We start from the raw sequence: 19,675 nt of genomic DNA, 5'->3' as shown, positions 1-19,675 counted from the left end.
GCGTTCGCCCGTGGATTAGTCCAAGGCACCCTGTCGGATCGCATGGAAGGATGGTCCGGCAACGTCACCATCGAAGGAGATGCCGCGTGCCTGGCACGAATCTGACCCGTGAAGAGGCGCAGCAGCGCGCGAAGCTGCTGACCGTCGACGCGTACGAGATCGATCTCGACCTGAGCGGAGCGCAGGAGGGGGGGACCTTCCGGTCCGCGACCACCGTGCGCTTCGAGGCGTCGGAGGCGGGCGCGGAGACCTTCATCGACCTGGTCGCGCCCGCTGTGCACGAGGTCGTACTGAACGGCGTGGCGCTGGACGCAGCATCCGTCTTCCAGGATTCCCGGATCGCGCTGACCGGGCTGGCGGCCGGGGCGAACGAGCTGCGGGTCGTCGCCGAATGCGCCTACACCAACACCGGTGAGGGTCTGCACCGCTTCGTCGACCCGGTCGACGAGCAGGCGTACCTGTACACCCAGTTCGAGGTGCCGGACGCCCGCCGCGTGTTCGCGAGCTTCGAGCAGCCCGACCTGAAGGCGACGTTCCGGTTCACCGTGACCGCCCCCGAGGGCTGGACCGTGATCTCGAACTCGCCGACCCCGGCGGTCGAGGACGTCAAGGACAACGTCTGGCGCTTCGAGCCCACCCCGCGGATCTCCACGTACATCACCGCGCTCATCGCCGGTCCGTACCACTCGGTCCACAGCTCGTACGAGGGCGCCGACGGCCAGTCCGTCCCGCTCGGCATCTACTGCCGCCCCTCGCTCGCCGAGTTCCTCGACGCGGAAGCGATCTTCGACGTCACCCGGCAGGGCTTCACCTGGTTCCAGGAGAAGTTCGCCTACGACTACCCCTTCGCGAAGTACGACCAGCTCTTCGTGCCGGAGTTCAACGCGGGCGCGATGGAGAACGCGGGCGCGGTCACCATCCGCGACCAGTACGTCTTCCGCTCGAAGGTGACGGACGCGGCGTACGAGCTGCGCGCCGAGACGATCCTGCACGAGCTGGCGCACATGTGGTTCGGCGACCTGGTCACCATGGAGTGGTGGAACGACCTGTGGCTGAACGAGTCGTTCGCGACCTACACCTCGATCGCCTGCCAGGCCTACGCCGAGGACTCGAAGTGGCCGCACGCGTGGACGTCCTTCGCGAACTCCATGAAGACCTGGGCGTACCGGCAGGACCAGCTGCCTTCGACGCACCCGATCATGGCCGACATCCGTGACCTGGACGACGTACTCGTCAACTTCGACGGGATCACCTACGCCAAGGGCGCCTCGGTCCTCAAGCAGCTCGTCGCCTATGTCGGCATGGATGAGTTCTTCAAGGGCGTGCAGGCGTACTTCAAGGCGCACGCCTTCGGCAACACGCGCCTGTCCGACCTGCTGGGCGCCCTGGAGGACACCTCCGGCCGCGACCTGACCGCCTGGTCGAAGGCGTGGCTGGAGACGGCGGGCATCAACATCCTGCGTCCGCACATCGAGACGGACGAGGACGGGGTCATCACCGCCTTCGCGGTCCGCCAGGAGGCTCCGGCGCTGCCCGCGGGCGCCCAGGGCGAGCCGGTCCTGCGCCCGCACCGGATCGCGGTCGGCTTCTACTCGATCGACCAGGCCAGCGGACGGCTGCTGCGCGAGCGGCGCGTGGAGCTGGACGTGGCCGCCGCCGAGCTGACGGAGGTCCCCGAACTGGTGGGGCAGCGGCGTCCCGACGTCGTCCTGCTCAACGACGACGACCTCTCCTATGCCAAGGTCCGCCTCGACGAGCACTCGCTCGCCAAGGTCACCGCGCACCTCGGCGACTTCGAGGCCTCGCTGCCGCGCGCGCTGTGCTGGTCCGCGGCCTGGGACATGACCCGCGACGGCGAACTCGCCACCCGCGACTACCTCTCCCTCGTCCTGTCGGGCATCGGCAAGGAGTCGGACATCGGTGTGGTGCAGTCCCTGCAGCGCCAGGTCAAGCTGGCCATCGACCTGTACGCCGACCCGGTCTGGCGCGACACCGGTCTGGAGATCTGGACCGCGGCGGCGCTGCAGCACCTGCGCGCGGCCGCGCCGGGCAGCGACCACCAGCTCGCCTGGGCCCGCGCCTTCGCGGCGACGGCCCGCACCGAGGGCCAGCTGACCTTCCTGTCGGCGCTGCTGGACGGCTTGGCCGAGATCGAGGGCCTGACCGTCGACACCGAGCTGCGCTGGTCGTTCCTGGGCCGTCTGGTCGCCACCGGCGTCCTCGGCGAGGCGGCGATCGCGGCGGAGCTGGAGCGGGACAAGACGGCGGCGGGCGAGCGCCACGCGGCGACCGCGCGCGCGTCCCGGCCGACCGCCGAGGCGAAGGCCGAGGCCTGGGCCTCCGTCGTGGAGTCCGGCGACCTGCCGAACGCGGTGCAGGAGGCCGTGATCGGCGGCTTCGTGCAGACCGATCAGCGCGAGCTGCTGGCGCCGTACGCCGAGAAGTACTTCGCGGCGGTCAAGGGCGTGTGGGACTCCCGCAGCCACGAGATCGCGCAGCAGATCGCGGTGGGCCTGTACCCGGCGCTCCTCGTCTCGCGGCGGACCCTGGACGCGACCGACGCGTGGCTGGCGCAGGCCGAGCCGAACGCGGCCCTGCGCCGACTGGTCTCGGAGTCCCGCGCGGGCGTGGAACGCGCCCTGCGCGCGCAGGCGGCGGACGCCTCGGCGTAACCCCGGCTCCAGGACGGGCCGGGTCTGCCGCGACGCGGCGGACCCGGCCCGTCCTGCGTGTGTGAGGACCGGGATCGGGGGCGGAGCCCCGATCCCGGCGCGGAGCCCCGGTTACGGCGCGGCATGCCGCAGGGCCGCCAGTACGCGGGCCACGGCGGGCCCCGCCTCGGCCCCCCGCCGCAGCGCGGCGATCACGTGCCGCGCGGGCCGGTCGGCCTCCAGCACCCGCACCGCGACCTCGTAGGACAGCCGGGTCACCGCCATGCGCGGGACAAGCGCCACCCCCATGCCCGCCTCGACCATGGCGAGGATCGCCGTCCACCCGGCGGCGGAGTGGGCCTGTTCCGGTACGAAGCCCGCCGCCTCGCAGGCGGTACGGGTGATCTCCGACCAGGGCCCGCTGCCGCCGAAGATCCAGCGTTCCCCGGAGAGGTCCGCGAGCCGCAGCCCCGGCGCGGCGGCCAGCGGGTGGTCCCCCGGGAGGGCCACGTCCAGGGGGTCCGCGAAGAGCGGGATCCGGGTGAAGCGGGGGTCCCGGGCGGTCGGCGCGTGGGCGGCCAGGGACAGGGCCAGGTCCACCGATCCGGCCGAGAGCAGCTCGTACGCCTCGGCGGCCTCCGCCTCCCGTACCCGGACATCGATCCCCGGGTGGCTGGTGCGCAGTGCGGCGACGGCCGGGACCACCAGGGCCGGGACGGCGGTGGAGAAGGCCCCGACCCGGACCTCGCCCGCCTCCCCGGCCAGGTAGCCCGCGAGTTCGGCGTCGGCCCGTTCCAGCTGGGCGAAGACGGCCTCGGTGTGCCGCAGGACCAGGTGCGCGGCGTCGGTGAGCCGGACCCGCCGCCCCTGCGCCTCCAGCAGCACCACCCCGAGCTGTTTGGCGAGGTTGGTCAGCTGCTGCGAAACGGCCGACGGCGTCATGGTCAGAGCCTCGGCCGTCGCGGTCACGGTCCCCCGCTCCGCGAGGGTCCGCAGGATCCGCAGCTTCTTGATGTCCCAGTCGTGCATGGGACCGAACCTACCGGCGGGCACCCAGGGTCACACCGCCCAGGATCAGGCCCATGCACAGCAGCTCGGTCAGGCTGGTCCGCTCACCGATGAGCAGGAAGCCGAGGATCGCGACGAAGACCGGCTGGAGGTAGTAGACGATGCCCGCCCGGGCCGCGCCGATCATCGAGACGGCCTTGTTCCAGGAGAAGAAGGCGACGGCGGAGGAGAAGACTCCGACGTAGAGCAGCGGGCCGATGGTGCGGGGAGCCGCTTCGAAGCCGCCCTGGGCGGAGAGCGAGACCGCGTAGACCGGGGCGAGCATCAGGGCCCCGAGGACGAAGGTGCTCAGCAGGAAGGCGGGGCCGCTGATCTCGGCGGGCTTGCGGCGCAGCAGCGCGCTGTACGAGGCGAAGGACAGGGCGGCGGCGAACATCCACAGGTCACCGGCGGTGAAGTCGAAGCCGAGCGAGCCGTCGCCGACGAGGAGCAGGACGCCGAAGGCGGCGAGGAGCAGGCCGCCGGTGCGGCGCGCGCCGAGCTTCTCGCCGCCGAGGCGGGAGTAGACGGCCATGATGACCGGGGAGGCGGCCATGATCATGCCCATGGTGCTCGCCGGGGTGGTGAGGCCCGCCTGGTGGACCAGCGTGTTGTACAGGGCGATGCCGAGCAGCGAGGCGAGCGAGATGTAGCCGAGGTGGCGGCGGATCAGGGCCCGTTGCCGCCAGGCCTGGCGGGCGGCGAAGGGGGCGACGGCGAGGATCGCGATGATCCAGCGCCAGAAGACGGCCTGGACGGGCGGGACGGTCTGCGCCATGTCCCGGGTGGCGACGAAGCTGCCGGACCAGACGACCGTGGCGATCAGGGCGAGGAGGACGCCGAGCCCGGCGGCGCCCTTCTTCGCGCTGCTGGGCTGTGCCTGTGAAACGGTACGGACGCGGTCCCTGACGGCCACTGTGTGTCTCCTCCTGCGGTGTGAGTCCCGGTGCTCCGGTGTGTCGTGCCGCTACCGTCGCACCCCCTCATTGCCCAGGTCTATCGAAATGTTTCGATCAATCTGTTCAGTAATGACGAACAGTTCGCGCGAGGCCCGCAGCTCCCGGGTCCGCAGCTCCCGGGTCCGCACGGCAATCCCGCCCCGGCCCGGGAGCTGGCCCACCACCGTCGCCGCGAAGGCGATCGCCATCCCGGTCACCTGGACCGGCGAGAGCCCCTGGCCGAGCGCGGCCCAGCCGATGACGGCGGCGGTGAGCGGGGAGAGCGGGCCGAGCAGGGTCACGGAGGTGGCGGTCAGCCCGCCGATCCCGCGGAACCAGAGCCAGTACGCGGCGCCCGTGTTGACCAGCATCATGTAGCCGTAGCCGAGGAAGGCCTTGCCGTCGAGGGCGGGCGGGGCGCCTTCGGCCAGGGCGGCCACGGGGAGGATCAGCAGGCCGCCCGCGGTGAGCTGCCAGCCCGTCAGGGCCAGCGGACCGACCCCCTCCGGGCGCCCCCAGCGCTTGGTCATGACGGTTCCGGCCGCCATCGAGACGCAGGACGCGACTCCGGCGAGTACGCCGACCAGGTCGAGCGCGGCTCCGGCCTTGAGCACCACCATGCCGACCCCGAAGGCCCCGGCGATCGCGGCGAGCAGCGCCTTGGTACCGGCCCGCTCCCCCAGCAGCAGGGCGGCGAGCCCGATGACCACCATCGGGCCGAGGGAGCCGAGGACGGCGGCGACCCCGCCGGGCAGCCGGTAGGCGGCGAGGAAGAGCAGCGGGAAGAAGGCGCCGATGTTCAGCGCGCCCAGGACGGCGGACTTCCACCACCACGCGCCCTTGGGCAGGACCCGGGCGACGGCGATGAGCAGCAGCCCGGCGGGAAGGGCCCGCATGACCCCGGTGAACAGGGGCCGGTCGGGCGGCAGCAGTTCGGTGGCGACGATGTAGGTGGAGCCCCAGGAGATCGGGGCGAGGGCGGTCAGGGCGACGGTGGCGAGGCGCTTCACGGCAGGACTCCTCATGCGGGCGGCGGGCGGCGAGCAGCGGTCGGGCGGCGACGGGCGACGAACGGCGGTCAGGCGGCGACGGGCGCGGCCACCGGGGCGGGAGCGGCGGCGGGCGCCGGGGCGGCGGGCGGGTCGGCGTACACGGCCTCGGCGGGCAGGTGCCGCTCCAGCCGGACCAGCGCCCCGGCGGCGCCGAGTGCGGCGACGGCGAGGACGGCCCAGGGCAGTCGGCCGTCGACGGCCAGCAGGGTGGTGAAGAGGGACGGCGCCAGGGCGCTCGCGAGCGAGTAGGACAGCTGGTAGGTGGCGAGGTAGCGGCCCCGCACCGCCTCGGGGGCCGCGGAGACCGACAGGGCCCCGCCGGAGGGACTGTGGACCAGCTCGCCGACGGTGTAGACGACCACGATCGCCAGGAGCGCGACCAGCAGACCGGTCGAGCCGGGGCGTACGGTCCCGAGCACGATCTGGCCCGCGAAGGCGGCCGCGAACAGCAGCGCGCCGAGGGCGGCCGAGCGGGTCCGGCGGGCGCCGGAGCGGCGGACCCGGCCCGCGATCAGCACGCCCACCCCGGCGCACAGCGCGGTATTGAGGGTGAAGGCGGCTCCGGTGAGCGAGTCCGGGCCGTGCAGCCAGGTGGCGATGTACAGCGGGAAGAGGACCGAGAGGGCCGAATAGCCGAGGGCGGTCAGGAAGTTGGCGGCGGTCAGGCCGAGGAAGGCGCGGTCGCGCAGCACCATCCGGTACCCGGCGGCCGGGCGGCGGGCGCTGGTGTCCGGGGCGGCGGCGCGGAAGGCCGGAGCGGCGACGGCTCCGGCGTCGCGCACCGGGCGGACCCGGGTGACCAGCAGTCCGGCCAGGGCGAAGGCCAGAGCGTTGGCCCAGGCGGTGTAGCTGAAGCCGCCCGGTCCCCACAGGGCCAGCACCCCGGACACCAGCATGGCTCCGGCACCCATCCCGGCGTTCTGCAGGGCCCGCAGCGAGGCCTGGAGCCGGTCCCGGGCCCCGCCGCGCGCCACCTCGCCGATCAGGGACTGCTGGACGACGGCGAAGGAGCGGTCGGCGAGCGCGGTGACCAGGGCGACGGCGGCGAAGGCGGGCAGCGAGCCCGCGAGGGGGTAGAGGACGAAGCCCAGCGTGCGGACCGCGTAGAGGACGAGGACGACCGGCTTGGCGCCGAACCGGTCCACCGCCACGCCCGCCAACGGCATCAGGGCCAGGCCGGCGAGGCCGGTGACGGTCAGCACCACGCCGACGACGGCGAAGGAGAGGCCTGTGACGTGGTGGAAGAAGACCAGCGTGAAGGGGACGTACATGCCGATCCCGACCGAACTGATTCCGGCGGCCACGAGCAACGCCCGCTCCCCTGCCACCCGTTGCCGCTGCGCCGCCATGTCCGCTCCCCCGAAGTAGGTTGTTAGGAAGTAGCTTACCCCTAAGCTACTTTCCGTCAAGCAACTTTCTTGCGGTCAACCAACTGGAATCGGATACTTCGCACATGAGCGAGAAGGACGCGGTCGACGCGATCACCGCACAGTGGAACGTGGTCCGTCCGGAACTGGACGTGGCGCCCATGGCCGTCTTCGGACGGATCTACCGGATCAGCCGGGCCATGGGCGACGCCATGGACCGCGCCTACGCCCGCTACGGCATCTCCCGCGGGGAGTTCGACGTCGTCGCCACCCTGCGCCGCTCCGGCGAGCCCTACACCCTCTCGCCCCGCCAGCTCTCGGCCACGCTCATGCTCACCACGGGCGGCATGACCGGGCGGCTGGACAAGCTGGAGAAGGCGGGGCTGCTCGCGCGCAGGCCCGATCCGCACGACCGGCGGGGGCTCCAGGTGACGATCACCGAGCGCGGGCTCGCCCTCATCGACGAGGCGGTGGCCGCGGGACTCGACGTACAGCGCGCGGCGCTGACCGGGCTGGAGGACGAGGAGGTCGCCGTCCTCACCGGGCTGCTGCGCAAGCTCCTCGGCGGTCTCTGACGAGACGGCGGTCCCCACGGAAGCGGCGGCCTCGGCCCAGGCGGCGGCCCGGGGAGGCGGCGGCCCGGGGGGAGAACGGCAGACGGGCGCCGGAGGTCCGCAGGACGACCGATACGTCACGCATCACGCGTCACGCATCGGGGCCGCGGCACCTCCGGCGCCCGGATGTCACGAGGGGTCCGACCCCACGGGGTCAGCCCTGCCGTTCCTGCGGCTTGCGCGACTTGTCGCCGACCATCACCAGACCGGCGATGACCAGGAACAGCACGATCGGCGCGGCCACGAACAGACCGAGCGTCTCGGCAATGCTCAGGCCCTTGCCCGGGTCGTCGCCGTCGTCGCGGGCCACCGCGAGGGCGGGAGACGTCATCAGCAGCATCATCAGCGTCGTTCCGGCCGAGACGGCGCCGGCGCGCAGAGCGTTCTTCTTGTCCACGGTGCAAACGTAGCGAACACCTAAACAGCGCGCGCGCCCGGGGGTGCCGTACGGGGTCCCGCGCCCTCCCGCACCGCCTCCAGCAGGGCGTTCGCCCGCGCGGACGCGGTCAGCCGCTCCAGGGTCAGCGGCCGGCCGGACGCGTCGGCGAGCGGCAGCCGCCAATTGGGGTACTGGTCCCAGGTTCCCGGCAGGTTCTGCGGTCGCCGGTCGCCCACCGCGTCCGGCAGCCATACGCCGACCAGCCGGGCCGGGGTGCGCGACAGGAACGCGTACAGGGCCCGCACGGCGGCCTCCTCGCCCTTGGTGTCCAGGCCGAGGCGCTCCAGTAACGCCAGCCACTCCCGGGTGTCGGCCTCGTCCTCGGCACGCTCCAGCTCCGCCGGACGGGTCAGTAGCCCCAGCCGGTCCCGCAGTTCCACATGGGCGCCCGCCAGTTTGGCGGCGCTGGGCGGCAGATCGTGGGTGGTCGCGGTGGCCAGGCAGTCGGCGCGCCAGTCCGCCGGGGCCAACGGCTCCCCGTCGCCCGCCCAGTCCCGCTCGAACCACAGCACGGAGGTACCGAGCACCCCGCGCCGGGCGAGCGCCTCGCGCACCCCGGGCTCGACGGTGCCGAGGTCCTCACCGATGACCGGCGCCCCGGCCCGGTGAGCCTCCAGGACCAGGAGCGCGAGCATCGCCTCGCCGTCGTACGAGACGTACGTGCCCCCGGCGGCCGGGGTGCCCTCCGGGATCCACCAGAGCCGGAACAGGCCCATGACGTGGTCGATCCGCAGCGCCCCGGCATAGCGGAACACCGAGCGCAGCAGGTCCCGCAGGGGCGCGTAGCCGGATTCCGCGAGCCGGTCCGGGCGCCACGGGGGCAGACCCCAGTCCTGGCCGCGGGCGTTGAAGGCGTCGGGCGGGGCGCCGACGGAGGCGCCGCAGGCGTACGTCCCGGGCGCGGCCCACACGTCGGCGCCGTCGGGGTGCACTCCGACGGCCAGGTCGTGGACCACGCCCACCGCCATGCCCGCCTCCCGGGCCGCGCGCTGGACGTCGGCGAGCTGAGCGTCGGTCAGCCAGGCGAGCCAGCAGTGGAAGCCGGGGTCCCCGGGCTCCGCGGCGGGGTCCTCGGGCCAGGCCGTACGGTCGGCCCCGTACCGGTCCGCCAGCGCCGTCCAGGCCGTGTGCCGCGCCAGCGCGGGCCCGGCGGCGGTGCGGAACTCCGCGAAGGCGGCCTCGCGGGACGGATCGCGCGGGACGGCGTACAGCAGCTCCAAGGCGGCCCGCTTCAGGGCCCACACCGCGTCCCGGTCGATCAGCGCGTCCTTCTCCAGCACCTGCCGGCGCAGCTCCGCGCCCCGCTCGGCGAGCGCGTCGAGGGCGTCCCGGTCGGGGCAGGCGGCGTACTCGGGGAGGTCCTCGATCCGCAGGTGCACCGGGTCCGGGAAGCGGCGCGAGGACGGCCGGTAGGGGGAGGGGTCGGTCGGGGTGCCGGGCACGGCCGCGTGCAAGGGGTTGACCTGGATGAATCCGGCGCCGTGGGTGCGCCCGGCCCAGCGCGCGAGGCGGGCCAGGTCGCCCAGGTCGCCCATGCCCCAGGAGGACTCGGACAGCAGGGAGTAGAGCTGCACCAGCAGACCGTGCGTACGCTCCGGGGCGGCCGGGGCCCGGTCCGGGGCCGCGATCAGGGTGGCCGCGCCGGTCCGGCCGTCGGGGCGGGTCACGGTGATCCGGTGCACGCCGAGCGGCAGCCCGGTCCCCGGCAGCGGTCCCGCCGGGCCGGTCTCCCACTCGGCCGGGTACCCGTCCTCCGGCAGGAGCCGGATCCGGGTGCCCGGTGGCAGGGCGGTCAGGGCCGCGGGGGGCGGCGAGCCGTCCCAGTGGACCAGGGTGGGCGGCAGCAGCCGGGCGGCCGCCGCCTGTTCGGCGAGCGCGAGCTGGGCCCGCACGGCCCCGGGGGTGGCGGCGTCGACCCCCAGCAGCCCCAGCACGGCCACCACGGTCGCCTCCGGCACCTGGACGGTCACGTCCGCGGAGGGGCGGTAGGAGGTGGCGACCCCGTGGTGGGCGGCGAGCCGGGCCAGGTCCATGCGTATCCCTCGGCTAACCCGCCGCGGCGGCGGGGGTGGTCGGCTCGCTGGTCAGCGGGGCCTCGTCGGTGAGCGGCGGTTCGCTGGTGAGCGGTGCGTGGGCGGTGTCGGCGAGCGGGGGCTCGCTGGTGAGCGGGCGGGCGGTCATCTCGGTACTCCTGTGTCCTGACGACGCGTGAGCGTGGCTCGTTACGGGGAACACCGCAGCCCTACCCATCCGGCCGCGCCGCATTCCGCCGAAACCGGCCCGCCCGGCAGAGCCGACTCATCGGCCGGAGCGAAAATCAGCCCGTCCGGCGTTTGAGGACCCGCCGGAGGCAACCGGGCACGGCCCGGTGGACCCTCCGGGGGCGCCTCAAACGCCGGCGAGGCTGCAAGGGGCCCGGCCCGAGCGGCTGCAAGGGGCCCGGCAGGGCGCGGCGCGCGTCAGGGGACCGGGACGCCGATGCGGTCCAAGGCGTCTTCCGCACCGTACGGCTGGAGGTACGGCATCCAGCACGGATCCCGGTGCCCCGTACCGATGATCCGCCACGCCAGCCCCGACGGCGGCGCGGGCTGGTGCCGCAGCCGCCACCCCAGCTCCAGCAGGTGCCGGTCGGCCTTGACGTGGTTGCAGCGACGGCACGCGGCGACGACGTTGTCCCAGGCGTGCTGCCCGCCCCGGCTGCGCGGGATGACGTGGTCGACGCTGGTGGCGACGGCCCCGCAGTACATACAGCGCCCCCCGTCGCGGGCGAAGAGCGCCCGCCGGGTGAGCGGAACGGGCCCCCGGTAGGGGACCCGCACGAACCTCTTGAGCCTGACCACGCTGGGCGCGGGGACGACTCTCGTGGAACTGTGCAGGAAGGCGCCGGATTCCTCGAGGGAGACCGCTTTGTTCTCCAGGACGAGGACGAGCGCGCGGCGGAGCGGTACGACGCCGAGCGGCTCGTACGACGCGTTGAGGACCAGGACGTGCGGCACGGACTGCCTCCTTGTACGTCGGCGGCACGTGGCTCGCGCCGGGACGATCTGCCCTCCAGTCTCTCCTCACCGCTGGTCGAAGCGCCACCACGCACCCGTAACGGGTCGGAGGTGTTCTCGACCACATCCGAGCCCCCGCCGGGTGAGTCTGGTCTCTCCCCGCAACACGGCGCCGGGGTCGAGGGAACGGCCCCGTTAGTGTGGATGGTCTGCCCGCTCATCCCCTTCCGCGGGCAGACCGCTATGCCTGGAGGTTCCTGCCGTGCCCTGGCCCGCCGCCCTGTACCCGCTGGCCGACGACGTACCGGTCGTGCCCCGCACCTCCGAGGGAGCCACCGAGAGCGTCACCAACGCCGCCGGTTTCATCCAGGAGAACTGGGCCAACTGGCTGTTCCTGGGCCTGAAGATCCTGCTGATCATCGTGATAGCCGCGGCCCTGCGCTCGGTGGTCCGCAAGTCGCTGACCAAGCTCATCGGCCGGATGAACCGGGGCGCCGAGGCCGTCGAGGGAACGGCGCTGGGCGGGCTGCTGGTCAATGCCGAGCGGCGGCGCCAGCGCTCCGAGGCGATCGGCTCGGTGCTGCGTTCGGTGGCCTCGTTCGTGATCCTGGGTACGGCCGGTCTGATGGTGCTCGGCGCCCTCGACATCAATCTCGGCCCCCTGCTGGCGAGCGCCGGTGTGGCCGGTGTGGCGATCGGTTTCGGCGCGCGGAACCTGGTCACGGACTTCCTGTCCGGCGTGTTCATGATCCTTGAGGACCAGTACGGGGTCGGCGACAAGATCGACGCGGGGGTGGCGTCGGGCGAGGTGATCGAGGTCGGTCTGCGCGTGACGAAGCTACGCGGCGACAACGGCGAGATCTGGTACGTCCGCAACGGCGAGATCAAGCGGATCGGCAACCTCAGCCAGGGCTGGTCGACGGCGGGCGTGGACGTCCAGATCAAGCCGTCCGAGAGCATGGCCCGGATCCGCGAGGCGGTCCGGGGCGTCTCGGAGGCCATGGCGAAGGAGTCGCCGTGGGACGAGCGGCTCTGGGGGCCGGTGGAGGTGCTGGGGCTGGACGAGGTGCTGCTCGCGTCGATGACCGTCAAGGTCTCCGCGAAGACGATGCCCGGCCAGCAGTTCTCGGTGGAGCGCGAGCTGCGCTGGCGGATCAAGGAGGCCTTCGACGACGCGGGCATCGGGATCATCGGCGGAGTGCCCGCCGCGGAGGAGGAGGAAGCGGCCGCGGACCCGTCGGCGGCATTCGCCGCGCCGTCCGAGCTGGCGAACCCGGCCTCGCCGCAGTCGCTGGCCACCGCGCCCATCCCGACGCCCGCGGTGGGCCCCGGAATGCCGCGCATCACCAAGTAGCGGCGCGCCGGGGCTCCGGTACCGGAGCCCGTGGGAGAGGCTGTAAGCGACCGCTCACGGGGACGCGTACGAGACAAAACGAAGAGAACTCCGCACACTGCCCCCGCGAGGCGTTTTCCGCGGGGGCAGCGCCATTGACATGGGCCGACGGCTGATAGGAAACTTACCTAACAGTTCGCCAAGTCTTCACGTGCCAGGGAGCGGAACACACCCATGACCGGCACCACACCGGGCACCACCCCCGGCACCCCCAGCCTGCTGCGCGCGATGAACGACCGCGCCGCGCTGGACCTGCTGCTGGTCCACGGCCCCCTGTCCCGGACCCGGATCGGCAGGCTCACCGGGCTCTCCAAGCCCACCGCGTCCCAGCTGCTCGCCCGCCTCGAAGCGCGCGGGCTGGTGGTGGCCACGGGCACGGCCACCGGCCGCCCCGGACCCAACGCCCAGCTGTACGCGATCAACCCACGGGCCGCCCACGCCGCGGGGCTCGACGTCACCCCCAGCCGGATCCTGGCCTCCGTCGCCGACCTCTCCGGCGCGGTGGTCGGCAGCTGCGAGCTGCCCAATCCGGGCCCCGGCACCCCCGTCGTGGACCAGGTCGGCCAAGCGCTCGGCGAAGCCGTCAGGACGGCCGGGCTCCAGCTCGCCGATGTCCACCGGCTGGTCATCGCCACCCCGGGCTCCTTCGACCCGCGCACGGGCGTCCTGCGTTACGCCGACCACCTGCCCGGCTGGCACTCCCCCACCCTGCTGGAGGAGCTGGCGGCGGCGCTGCCGATGCCCGTCGAGTACGAGAACGACGTGAACCTCGCCGCGGTCGCCGAGCAGCGCCTGGGCGCGGCCCGCGGTCACGGGGACTTCGTCCTGCTGTGGAACGAGGAGGGCCTGGGCGCCGCCCTCGTCATCGGCGGGCGGCTGCACCGCGGCTGGACCGGCGGCGCGGGCGAGGTGGGTTTCCTGCCGGTCCCCGGCAGGCCGCTCGTGCGGCACGTGACCCGGGAGAACTCCGGCGGCTACCAGGAGCTGGCGGGTGTGGAGGTACTGCCCGGACTGGCCGCCGCCCTGGGCATCGAGATGCCGGGGGCCGTCCCGCGCGTGCGGGGCGCGTTCGACGCGGCCGCCGAGGTGGCCGCCGCGGTGGCGCTGCTGGAGCGGGCCGCCGCCGAGCCGGTGGGACCGCACCTGCGGCTGCTGGAGTCGTACGCCACGGCCCTCGCCACCGGTCTCGCCTCGCTGGTCGCCGTACTGGACCCGGAGATCGTCGTGCTCTCCGGGGCCGTGACCGCGGCGGGCGGGGACCTGCTGCGCGAGCTGATCGAGGCCGAACTCGGCGACCTCGCCCCCTCCCGGCCCCGGCTGGTGGCCGGCGAGGTGCGCGAGCGGCCCGTGCTGCGCGGCGCGCTGGAGAGCGCGCTGACCGCCACCCGCGACGAAGTGTTCGACACCTCCCGCTGACCCCTCCCTCTGACCCCTCCTGACGGCACCACCGCGGACCACCGCGGACCACCAGCTCCACCCCGGACCACCGGCACCACCCGCTCTCCCCGCTTCTCCCGCTGGACCCCGACCGGACGTTCCCCGCGCAGAGAGAGACACCACCATGCCCGGACGCACCCGCCGACTGACCACCCTCGCGGCCGCACTCGCCGCGATATCCGCCCTCGCCACCGGGTGTACCGGACAGAGCGGCGGAGCGGCCCCCGACGACCCGAACAAGGAGGTCACCCTCAACTTCTGGCACGGCTGGGCGGAACCCCGCGAGGTGAAGGCCATCGAGGACAGCATCGGGCGGTTCGAGAAGGCGCACCCGAACATCAAGGTCAAGGCCACCGGCAACATGACCGACGACAAGATCAACCAGGCGCTGCGGGCGGGCGGCAGCAAGGCCCCGGACGTGGTTTCGTCCTTCAGCACCGACAGCGTCGGCAAGTTCTGCACCTCGGGCGCCTTCACGGACCTGAGCCCCTTCCTCACGAAGTCGGGCCTCGACAAAACCAAGATCTTCCCCAAGACCCTGCTGGAGTACACCCAGTTCAAGGGCAACCAGTGCACGCTGCCGCTGCTGAACGACGCCTACGGCCTCGTCTACAACAAGACCGCCTTCACCGCCGCCGGGATCACCGAACCCCCGAAGACCTGGAGCCAGTTCGTCGCGGACGCGCAGACGCTCACCAAGCAGAGCGGCGACACCTACGAGCAGCTCGGCGTGATGCCCACCTTCCACGGGTACGAGACCACCCCGATGCGGCTGGCCGCGCAGTGGAGCCCGACGTACTTCGGCGCCGACGGGAAGTCGAACCTGGCCAAGGACCCCGCCTTCGCGAAGATGCTGAACGCGCAGAAGGACCTGGTCGCCAAGCTGGGCGGCTACGACAAGCTGGAGAAGTTCCGCACGACCTTCGGTGACGAGTTGAGTGCCGAACACCCCTTCCACAAGGGGCTGGTCACCATGCAGATCGACGGCGAGTGGCGGGCCGCCATGGCGAAGGCGGCCGGGGCGAAGTTCGAGATCGCCACCGCGCCGATGCCCGTGCCGGACGACCAGAAGGACGACTACGGCAAAGGCTACCTGTCCGGCACCGTCATCGGCATCGCCTCCGGCAGCGCCAAGCAGAACGCGGCCTGGGAGCTGGTGAAGTACATGACCACCGACACCGACGCGGTGGTGGCCTTCGCCAACGACATCCACAACGTCCCCTCCACGCTCGCCGCCCTGGACTCGCCGAAGCTCCAGGTCACGCCGGAGTTCAAGACCTTCATCGACATCGCCAAGCACACGAAGTCGAACACCACCCCGGCCCAGGCCGACGGCGGCACCTACCAGCTGACCTTCGCGGACTTCGCGTACGGGGTCGAGAAGGGCGCCGTGTCCGACCTCCAGGCCGGGCTCGCCAAGACCGACCAGCAGATCGACACGGACATCGCGAAGGCCCAGTAGCCGATGACGACCTTCACCCTGGGCGCGAAGCGGCGCCGCTCCGCGCTGCGGACCGCGGCCTTCATGTCCCCGTGGCTGATCGGGTTCGCCGTCTTCTTCGCCTACCCGCTGCTGTCCACCGTGTACTTCTCCTTCACGCAGTACGACGGCTTCCGCCCGCCGGTCTTCAACGGCCTGGACAACTGGTCGTACGTCTTCACCAAGTCCCCGATGTTCTGGCCGGCGATGCGCAACACGCTGTGGCTGGTCGTGGTCATGGTGAGCTGCCGGGTGGTCTTCGGCCTCGGCGTCGGCCTGCTCATCACGAAGATCAAGACGGGGACCGGGATCTTCCGCACCCTGTTCTACCTGCCCTACCTGGCCCCGCCGGTCGCCGCGACCCTCGGCTTCGTCTTCCTGCTCAACCCCGGCACCGGGCCGGTCAACACCGCACTGGAGGCCGTCGGGCTGCCCGCGCCGGGCTGGTTCACCGACGCCGACTGGTCCAAGCCCGCGCTGACCGCGCTGGGGCTGTGGGGGGTGGGCGACCTGATGGTGATCTTCATGGCCGCGCTGCTCGACGTACCGAAGGAGCAGTACGAGGCCGCGGAGCTGGACGGGGCCGGGCCCTGGGCGCGGTTCCGGCACATCACCCTGCCGAACATCTCCCCGATCATCCTGTTCGCGGTGGTCACCGGGGTCATCCAGGCCACGCAGTACTACACGCAGCCCCTGGTCGCGGGAAAGGTGGCGGCCGGGCAGATCAGCGGCTCGGGCCAGCAGTTCGAGCCCGGATACCCGGACAAGTCCACGCTGACCCTGCCCCAGCTCGTCTACAACCTCGGATTCCAGCGCTTCGACTACGGCACGGCCTGCGTGATCGCGCTCGTCCTCTTCGCCCTGTCCATGGCCTTCACCGCGCTCCTGCTGCGGCGCCGTGGCGGCCTGATCGGAAGCGGTGACTGACATGGCCGTGACCACCGAGACGACCCCGTCCCCGCGGACGGGCCCGTCCCCCGCCGTCGGCGCTTCCGGGCGGGCGGCGGCCCGCCACCGCCGCAAGGAGGTGCTGCACTGGGTCGCGGTCCACTCCCTCGGGGTGGCCGCCGCGCTCTTCTTCGTCCTCCCCTTCGTCTTCCTCTTCCTCACCTCGGTGATGAGCAACCAGCAGGCCCTCACCCGCGACCTGTGGCCGCACACCTGGGACTGGGGCAACTACGCGAAGGTCTGGCACACCCCCGGATTCCTCCTGTGGTGGCGCAACACCCTGCTGTACGCGGGGCTCGGGACGCTGCTCACCGTGGTGTCCTCGGTGCCCGTCGCCTACGCCCTCGCCAAGTTCCGCTTCCGCGGCCGCCGGCTCTCACTGCTGCTGGTGGTCTCGATGATGATGCTGCCGCCGCAGGTGGTGGTCATCCCCATGTACCTCTTCTGGGCCAAGCAGCTCGACCTGTCCGGCACCCTGTGGCCGCTGATCATTCCGATGGCCTTCGGCGACGCCTTCTCCATCTTCCTGCTGCGCCAGTTCCTGCTGACCATCCCCGACGAGTACCTCGACGCGGCGCGGGTCGACGGCTGCGGGGAGGTCCGGACCCTGCTGCGGGTGGTCCTGCCCATGGCCAAGCCCGGGATCGCCGCGGTCGCGCTGTTCCAGTTCTTCGCTGCCTGGAACGACTACTTCGGCCCGCAGATCTACGCCTCCGACGACCCGGCCGCCTGGACCCTCAGTTACGGCCTGGAGTCCTTCAAGGGCGCGCACCACACCAACTGGAACCTGACCATGGCCGCGACCGTGCTGGTCATGGCCCCCGTGATCGTCCTCTTCTTCTTCGCCCAGAAGGCGTTCGTCGAGGGCGTCACCCTGACCGGAGTGAAAGGTTAGACAGATGAAACTCGCAGTGGTGGGCGGCGGTTCCACTTACACCCCCGAACTGATCGACGGCTTCGCGCGGCTGCGCGACACCCTGCCGATCAGCGAGCTGGTGCTGATCGATCCCGCGGCGGACCGGCTGGAGCTGGTCGGCGGCCTCGCCCGGCGGATCTTCGCCAAGCAGGGGCACCCCGGACTGATCACCACGACCTCCGACCTGGACGCGGGGGTGGCGGGCGCCGACGCCGTCCTGCTCCAGCTTCGGGTGGGCGGTCAGGCGGCCCGGCAGCGCGACGAGACCTGGCCGCTGGAGTGCGGCTGCGTGGGCCAGGAGACCACGGGCGCGGGCGGGCTCGCCAAGGCGCTGCGCACGGTCCCCGTCGTCCTCGACATCGCCGAACGGGTCCGGCGCACCAACCCGGACGCCTGGATCATCGACTTCACCAACCCCGTCGGCATCGTCACCCGCGCCCTGCTCCAGGCCGGGCACAAGGCGGTCGGCCTGTGCAACGTCGCCATCACCCTCCAGCGGACGTTCGCCTCGCTGCTCGGCATGGCCCCCGAGGAGCTGCACCTGGACCACGTCGGCCTGAACCACCTCACCTGGGAGCTGGGGGTGCGCCGCGGCGGCCCCGGCGGGGAGGACCTGATGCCCCGGCTGCTCGCGGAGCACGGGGACGCGGTCGCCGACGACCTGCGGCTGCCGCGCGCGGTCCTGGACCGGCTCGGCGTCGTCCCGTCGTACTACCTGCGGTACTTCTACGCGCACGACAAGGTGGTGCGCGAGCTGGGCGAGAAGCCCTCGCGGGCCGCCGAGGTCGCCGCGATGGAGCGGGAACTCCTCGCGATGTACGGCGATCCCACGCTCGACGAGAAGCCGGAGCTGCTGGCCAAGCGGGGCGGGGCCTTCTACTCGGAGGCCGCGGTGGACCTGGCGGCGGCGCTGCTCGGCGACGGCGGCAGCCCGGTGCAGGTGGTCAACACGCTGAACAACGGGACCCTGCCGTTCCTCCCGGACAGCGCGGTGATCGAGGTCCAGGCCCGGGTGGACCGCTCGGGCCCGGTGCCGCTGGCCGTGCCCCGGCTGGACCCGCTGTACGCGGGGCTGATCGCGCACGTCACGGCGTACGAGGACCTCGCGCTGGACGCCGCCCTGCGCGGCGGCCGCGAGCGGGTGGCCAAGGCGCTGCTCGCGCACCCTCTGGTCGGGCAGTTCGACCTGGCCGAGGGGCTGACCGACCGGCTCCTCGCGCACAACAAGGAGCACCTGGCATGGGCGTGAGGGACGCGGTGCTGCTGGCCGTCGACGCGGGCAACAGCAAGACCGACCTCGCCTTCATCGACGCGGACGGGTCGGTGATCGTCACCGCCCGCGGCCCGGGATTCCGGCCCCAGGCGGTCGGTGTCGAGGCGGCTTTCGACGCGATCTCGCCCGCGCTGGAGGAGGCGCTGGCCAAGGCGGCCGCGCTCGGGCGGCCGGTGGAATCGGTGGCCCACGTGTCCGCGTGCCTGGCCGGGGCGGACCTCCCGGTGGAGGAGAAGGAGCTGGTCACGGCCCTACAGGGGCGGGGCTGGGGGCGGACCGTCGAGGTCCGCAACGACACCTTCGCCATCCTGCGGGCCGGTCTGTCGGGCAGCGGGGCCCCGCTCGGGGTCGCGGTGGTGTGCGGCGCCGGGATCAACTGCGTGGGCATGCTGCCCGACGGGCGCACCGCGCGGTTCCCGGCCCTGGGCCAGCTCTCCGGCGACTGGGGCGGCGGGGGCGGCCTCGCCGCCGAGGCGATGTGGTGGGCGGCGCGGGCCGAGGACGGGCGCGGCGGCCCGACCGGGCTGACGGCCGCCCTGCCCGGGCACTTCGGGCTGGGTTCGATGTACGAGCTGATCGAGGCGGTGCACCTGGGTGTGATCGCGCCGGAGCGTACGCACGAACTGGTGCCGGTGCTCTTCGCGGTGGCCGCGGCGGGCGACGAGGCGGCGATCGGGCTCGTGGAACGGCAGGCGGACGAGGTGGTGGCGCTGGCCGCGGTGGCGCTGGAGCGGCTCGGTCTGCTGGAGCGCGAGGCGCCCGTGCTGCTGGGCGGGAGCGTGCTGGCGGCCCGGCACCCGCGGCTCGACGACCGCGTCCGGGAGGGGCTCGCGGAACGGGCCCCGCTGGCCCGGGTGTCGGTGGTGACGGCCCCGCCGGTGCTCGGCGCGGGGCTGCTGGGGCTGGACGCGCTGGGGGCGCCGTCTGCCGCCTACGGAAAACTCCGTGCCCATTTCGGGTGAACCCGCCCCGAGACGGGGCGAGTCTGGAACCGTGGCGGCCGTGAAGACGTATTCACGGTGAAGGAGTGACGGGGGCGTCTCGTCCAAGATCCAGCACCGGGTGCTGTGCTGGTCCGTCACTACGGCCATACTGCTCCCGAGCAGTCCACGACCGAGGGGGAG

General features: G+C 72.6%; 17 protein-coding genes. 9 read left to right on the top strand and 8 right to left on the bottom strand.

Going from position 1 to position 19,675, the window contains the following annotated elements; genetic code table 11:
- The first annotated feature begins 86 nt into the window (after positions 1-86).
- On the top strand, positions 87-2,672 hold the full coding sequence (gene pepN, locus QMF80_RS02915) for an aminopeptidase N (protein ID WP_283449132.1): 2,586 nt from the start codon (positions 87-89) through the stop codon (positions 2,670-2,672).
- A 111-nt stretch (positions 2,673-2,783) separates the two neighbouring features.
- On the opposite strand, the gene QMF80_RS02910 is transcribed toward pepN, so the two are convergent.
- The 4 genes from QMF80_RS02910 to QMF80_RS02895 are packed head-to-tail and all read right to left on the bottom strand — an operon-like array spanning position 2,784 to position 7,037.
- Positions 2,784-3,680 carry a LysR family transcriptional regulator gene (locus tag QMF80_RS02910; RefSeq protein ID WP_283449130.1) on the bottom strand — a complete coding sequence of 299 codons (897 nt, stop codon included), beginning with the start codon at positions 3,678-3,680 and terminating at the stop codon, positions 2,784-2,786.
- A 10-nt stretch (positions 3,681-3,690) separates the two neighbouring features.
- Entirely contained in the window at positions 3,691-4,614 is a 924-nt protein-coding gene (locus QMF80_RS02905) for a DMT family transporter (RefSeq protein WP_283449128.1), read from the bottom strand.
- 51 nt (positions 4,615-4,665) lie between these two features.
- Positions 4,666-5,661: an EamA family transporter gene (locus tag QMF80_RS02900; RefSeq protein WP_283449126.1), complete on the bottom strand. Its 996-nt coding sequence runs from the start codon at positions 5,659-5,661 to the stop codon at positions 4,666-4,668.
- 53 nt (positions 5,662-5,714) lie between these two features.
- A complete protein-coding gene (locus QMF80_RS02895) occupies positions 5,715-7,037 on the bottom strand; it encodes an MFS transporter (protein WP_283449124.1) in 1,323 nt (440 codons plus the stop codon).
- 104 nt (positions 7,038-7,141) lie between these two features.
- Here QMF80_RS02895 and QMF80_RS02890 point away from each other — a divergent pair, with 104 nt between their 5' ends.
- Positions 7,142-7,630 (top strand): MarR family winged helix-turn-helix transcriptional regulator, encoded by a 489-nt coding sequence (locus tag QMF80_RS02890; protein WP_283449122.1) that lies wholly within the window; start codon positions 7,142-7,144, stop codon positions 7,628-7,630.
- A 193-nt stretch (positions 7,631-7,823) separates the two neighbouring features.
- Here the strand turns inward: QMF80_RS02890 and QMF80_RS02885 are convergent, their stop codons facing one another.
- From QMF80_RS02885 to QMF80_RS02870, 4 genes are all read right to left on the bottom strand, one after another.
- The gene (locus QMF80_RS02885; protein WP_283449120.1) at positions 7,824-8,066 is read right to left on the bottom strand and encodes a hypothetical protein; all 243 of its coding nucleotides are present in this window, start codon (positions 8,064-8,066) and stop codon (positions 7,824-7,826) included.
- Positions 8,067-8,086: 20 nt separating this feature from the next.
- On the bottom strand, positions 8,087-10,141 hold the full coding sequence (gene malQ, locus QMF80_RS02880) for a 4-alpha-glucanotransferase (protein ID WP_283449118.1): 2,055 nt from the start codon (positions 10,139-10,141) through the stop codon (positions 8,087-8,089).
- Positions 10,142-10,154: 13 nt separating this feature from the next.
- Entirely contained in the window at positions 10,155-10,289 is a 135-nt protein-coding gene (locus QMF80_RS02875) for a hypothetical protein (protein WP_283449116.1), read from the bottom strand.
- Positions 10,290-10,567: 278 nt separating this feature from the next.
- Positions 10,568-11,104: an HNH endonuclease gene (locus QMF80_RS02870; RefSeq protein WP_283449114.1), complete on the bottom strand. Its 537-nt coding sequence runs from the start codon at positions 11,102-11,104 to the stop codon at positions 10,568-10,570.
- A gap of 280 nt (positions 11,105-11,384) precedes the next feature.
- Between QMF80_RS02870 and QMF80_RS02865 the strand changes: the two genes are divergently transcribed.
- The 7 genes from QMF80_RS02865 (at position 11,385) to QMF80_RS02835 (ending at position 19,513) form a co-directional block, all read left to right on the top strand.
- Positions 11,385-12,458: a mechanosensitive ion channel family protein gene (locus tag QMF80_RS02865; protein WP_502962754.1), complete on the top strand. Its 1,074-nt coding sequence runs from the start codon at positions 11,385-11,387 to the stop codon at positions 12,456-12,458.
- A 213-nt stretch (positions 12,459-12,671) separates the two neighbouring features.
- Positions 12,672-13,913: an ROK family transcriptional regulator gene (locus QMF80_RS02860; protein ID WP_283449112.1), complete on the top strand. Its 1,242-nt coding sequence runs from the start codon at positions 12,672-12,674 to the stop codon at positions 13,911-13,913.
- 145 nt (positions 13,914-14,058) lie between these two features.
- Positions 14,059-15,396 (top strand): extracellular solute-binding protein, encoded by a 1,338-nt coding sequence (locus tag QMF80_RS02855; protein WP_283449110.1) that lies wholly within the window; start codon positions 14,059-14,061, stop codon positions 15,394-15,396.
- A 3-nt stretch (positions 15,397-15,399) separates the two neighbouring features.
- On the top strand, positions 15,400-16,341 hold the full coding sequence (locus QMF80_RS02850) for a carbohydrate ABC transporter permease (protein WP_283449108.1): 942 nt from the start codon (positions 15,400-15,402) through the stop codon (positions 16,339-16,341).
- A gap of 1 nt (position 16,342) precedes the next feature.
- The gene (locus QMF80_RS02845) at positions 16,343-17,257 is read left to right on the top strand and encodes a carbohydrate ABC transporter permease (protein ID WP_502962749.1); all 915 of its coding nucleotides are present in this window, start codon (positions 16,343-16,345) and stop codon (positions 17,255-17,257) included.
- 4 nt (positions 17,258-17,261) lie between these two features.
- Complete coding sequence (locus QMF80_RS02840; protein ID WP_283449106.1) at positions 17,262-18,527, top strand: 6-phospho-beta-glucosidase; 1,266 nt, start codon at positions 17,262-17,264, stop codon at positions 18,525-18,527.
- Complete coding sequence (locus QMF80_RS02835) at positions 18,518-19,513, top strand: N-acetylglucosamine kinase (protein ID WP_283449105.1); 996 nt, start codon at positions 18,518-18,520, stop codon at positions 19,511-19,513. The genes QMF80_RS02840 and QMF80_RS02835 overlap by 10 nt, the downstream gene beginning before the upstream one ends.
- Positions 19,514-19,675: the final 162 nt, after the last annotated feature.

The organism is Streptomyces sp. G-G2, from assembly GCF_030063135.1.
In the GTDB taxonomy this organism is placed as follows: Bacteria; Actinomycetota; Actinomycetes; order Streptomycetales; family Streptomycetaceae; genus Streptomyces.
The sequence above is the reverse complement of the archived record's forward strand: the minus strand, read 5'-3'. Positions and strand labels throughout refer to the sequence as shown.

Excerpts from the sequence above, each read along its gene's own strand:
- QMF80_RS02910 (WP_283449130.1), bottom strand. The coding sequence starts at position 3,680 with ATGCACGACTGGGACATCAAGAAGCTGCGGATCCTGCGGACCCTCGCG.
- QMF80_RS02900 (WP_283449126.1), bottom strand. The coding sequence starts at position 5,661 with ATGAGGAGTCCTGCCGTGAAGCGCCTCGCCACCGTCGCCCTGACCGCC.
- QMF80_RS02895 (WP_283449124.1), bottom strand. The coding sequence starts at position 7,037 with ATGGCGGCGCAGCGGCAACGGGTGGCAGGGGAGCGGGCGTTGCTCGTG.
- QMF80_RS02890 (WP_283449122.1), top strand. The coding sequence starts at position 7,142 with ATGAGCGAGAAGGACGCGGTCGACGCGATCACCGCACAGTGGAACGTG.
- malQ (WP_283449118.1), bottom strand. The coding sequence starts at position 10,141 with ATGGACCTGGCCCGGCTCGCCGCCCACCACGGGGTCGCCACCTCCTAC.
- QMF80_RS02875 (WP_283449116.1), bottom strand. The coding sequence starts at position 10,289 with ATGACCGCCCGCCCGCTCACCAGCGAGCCCCCGCTCGCCGACACCGCC.
- QMF80_RS02860 (WP_283449112.1), top strand. The coding sequence starts at position 12,672 with ATGACCGGCACCACACCGGGCACCACCCCCGGCACCCCCAGCCTGCTG.
- QMF80_RS02855 (WP_283449110.1), top strand. The coding sequence starts at position 14,059 with ATGCCCGGACGCACCCGCCGACTGACCACCCTCGCGGCCGCACTCGCC.
- QMF80_RS02850 (WP_283449108.1), top strand. The coding sequence starts at position 15,400 with ATGACGACCTTCACCCTGGGCGCGAAGCGGCGCCGCTCCGCGCTGCGG.
- QMF80_RS02845 (WP_502962749.1), top strand. The coding sequence starts at position 16,343 with ATGGCCGTGACCACCGAGACGACCCCGTCCCCGCGGACGGGCCCGTCC.
- QMF80_RS02840 (WP_283449106.1), top strand. The coding sequence starts at position 17,262 with ATGAAACTCGCAGTGGTGGGCGGCGGTTCCACTTACACCCCCGAACTG.
- QMF80_RS02835 (WP_283449105.1), top strand. The coding sequence starts at position 18,518 with ATGGGCGTGAGGGACGCGGTGCTGCTGGCCGTCGACGCGGGCAACAGC.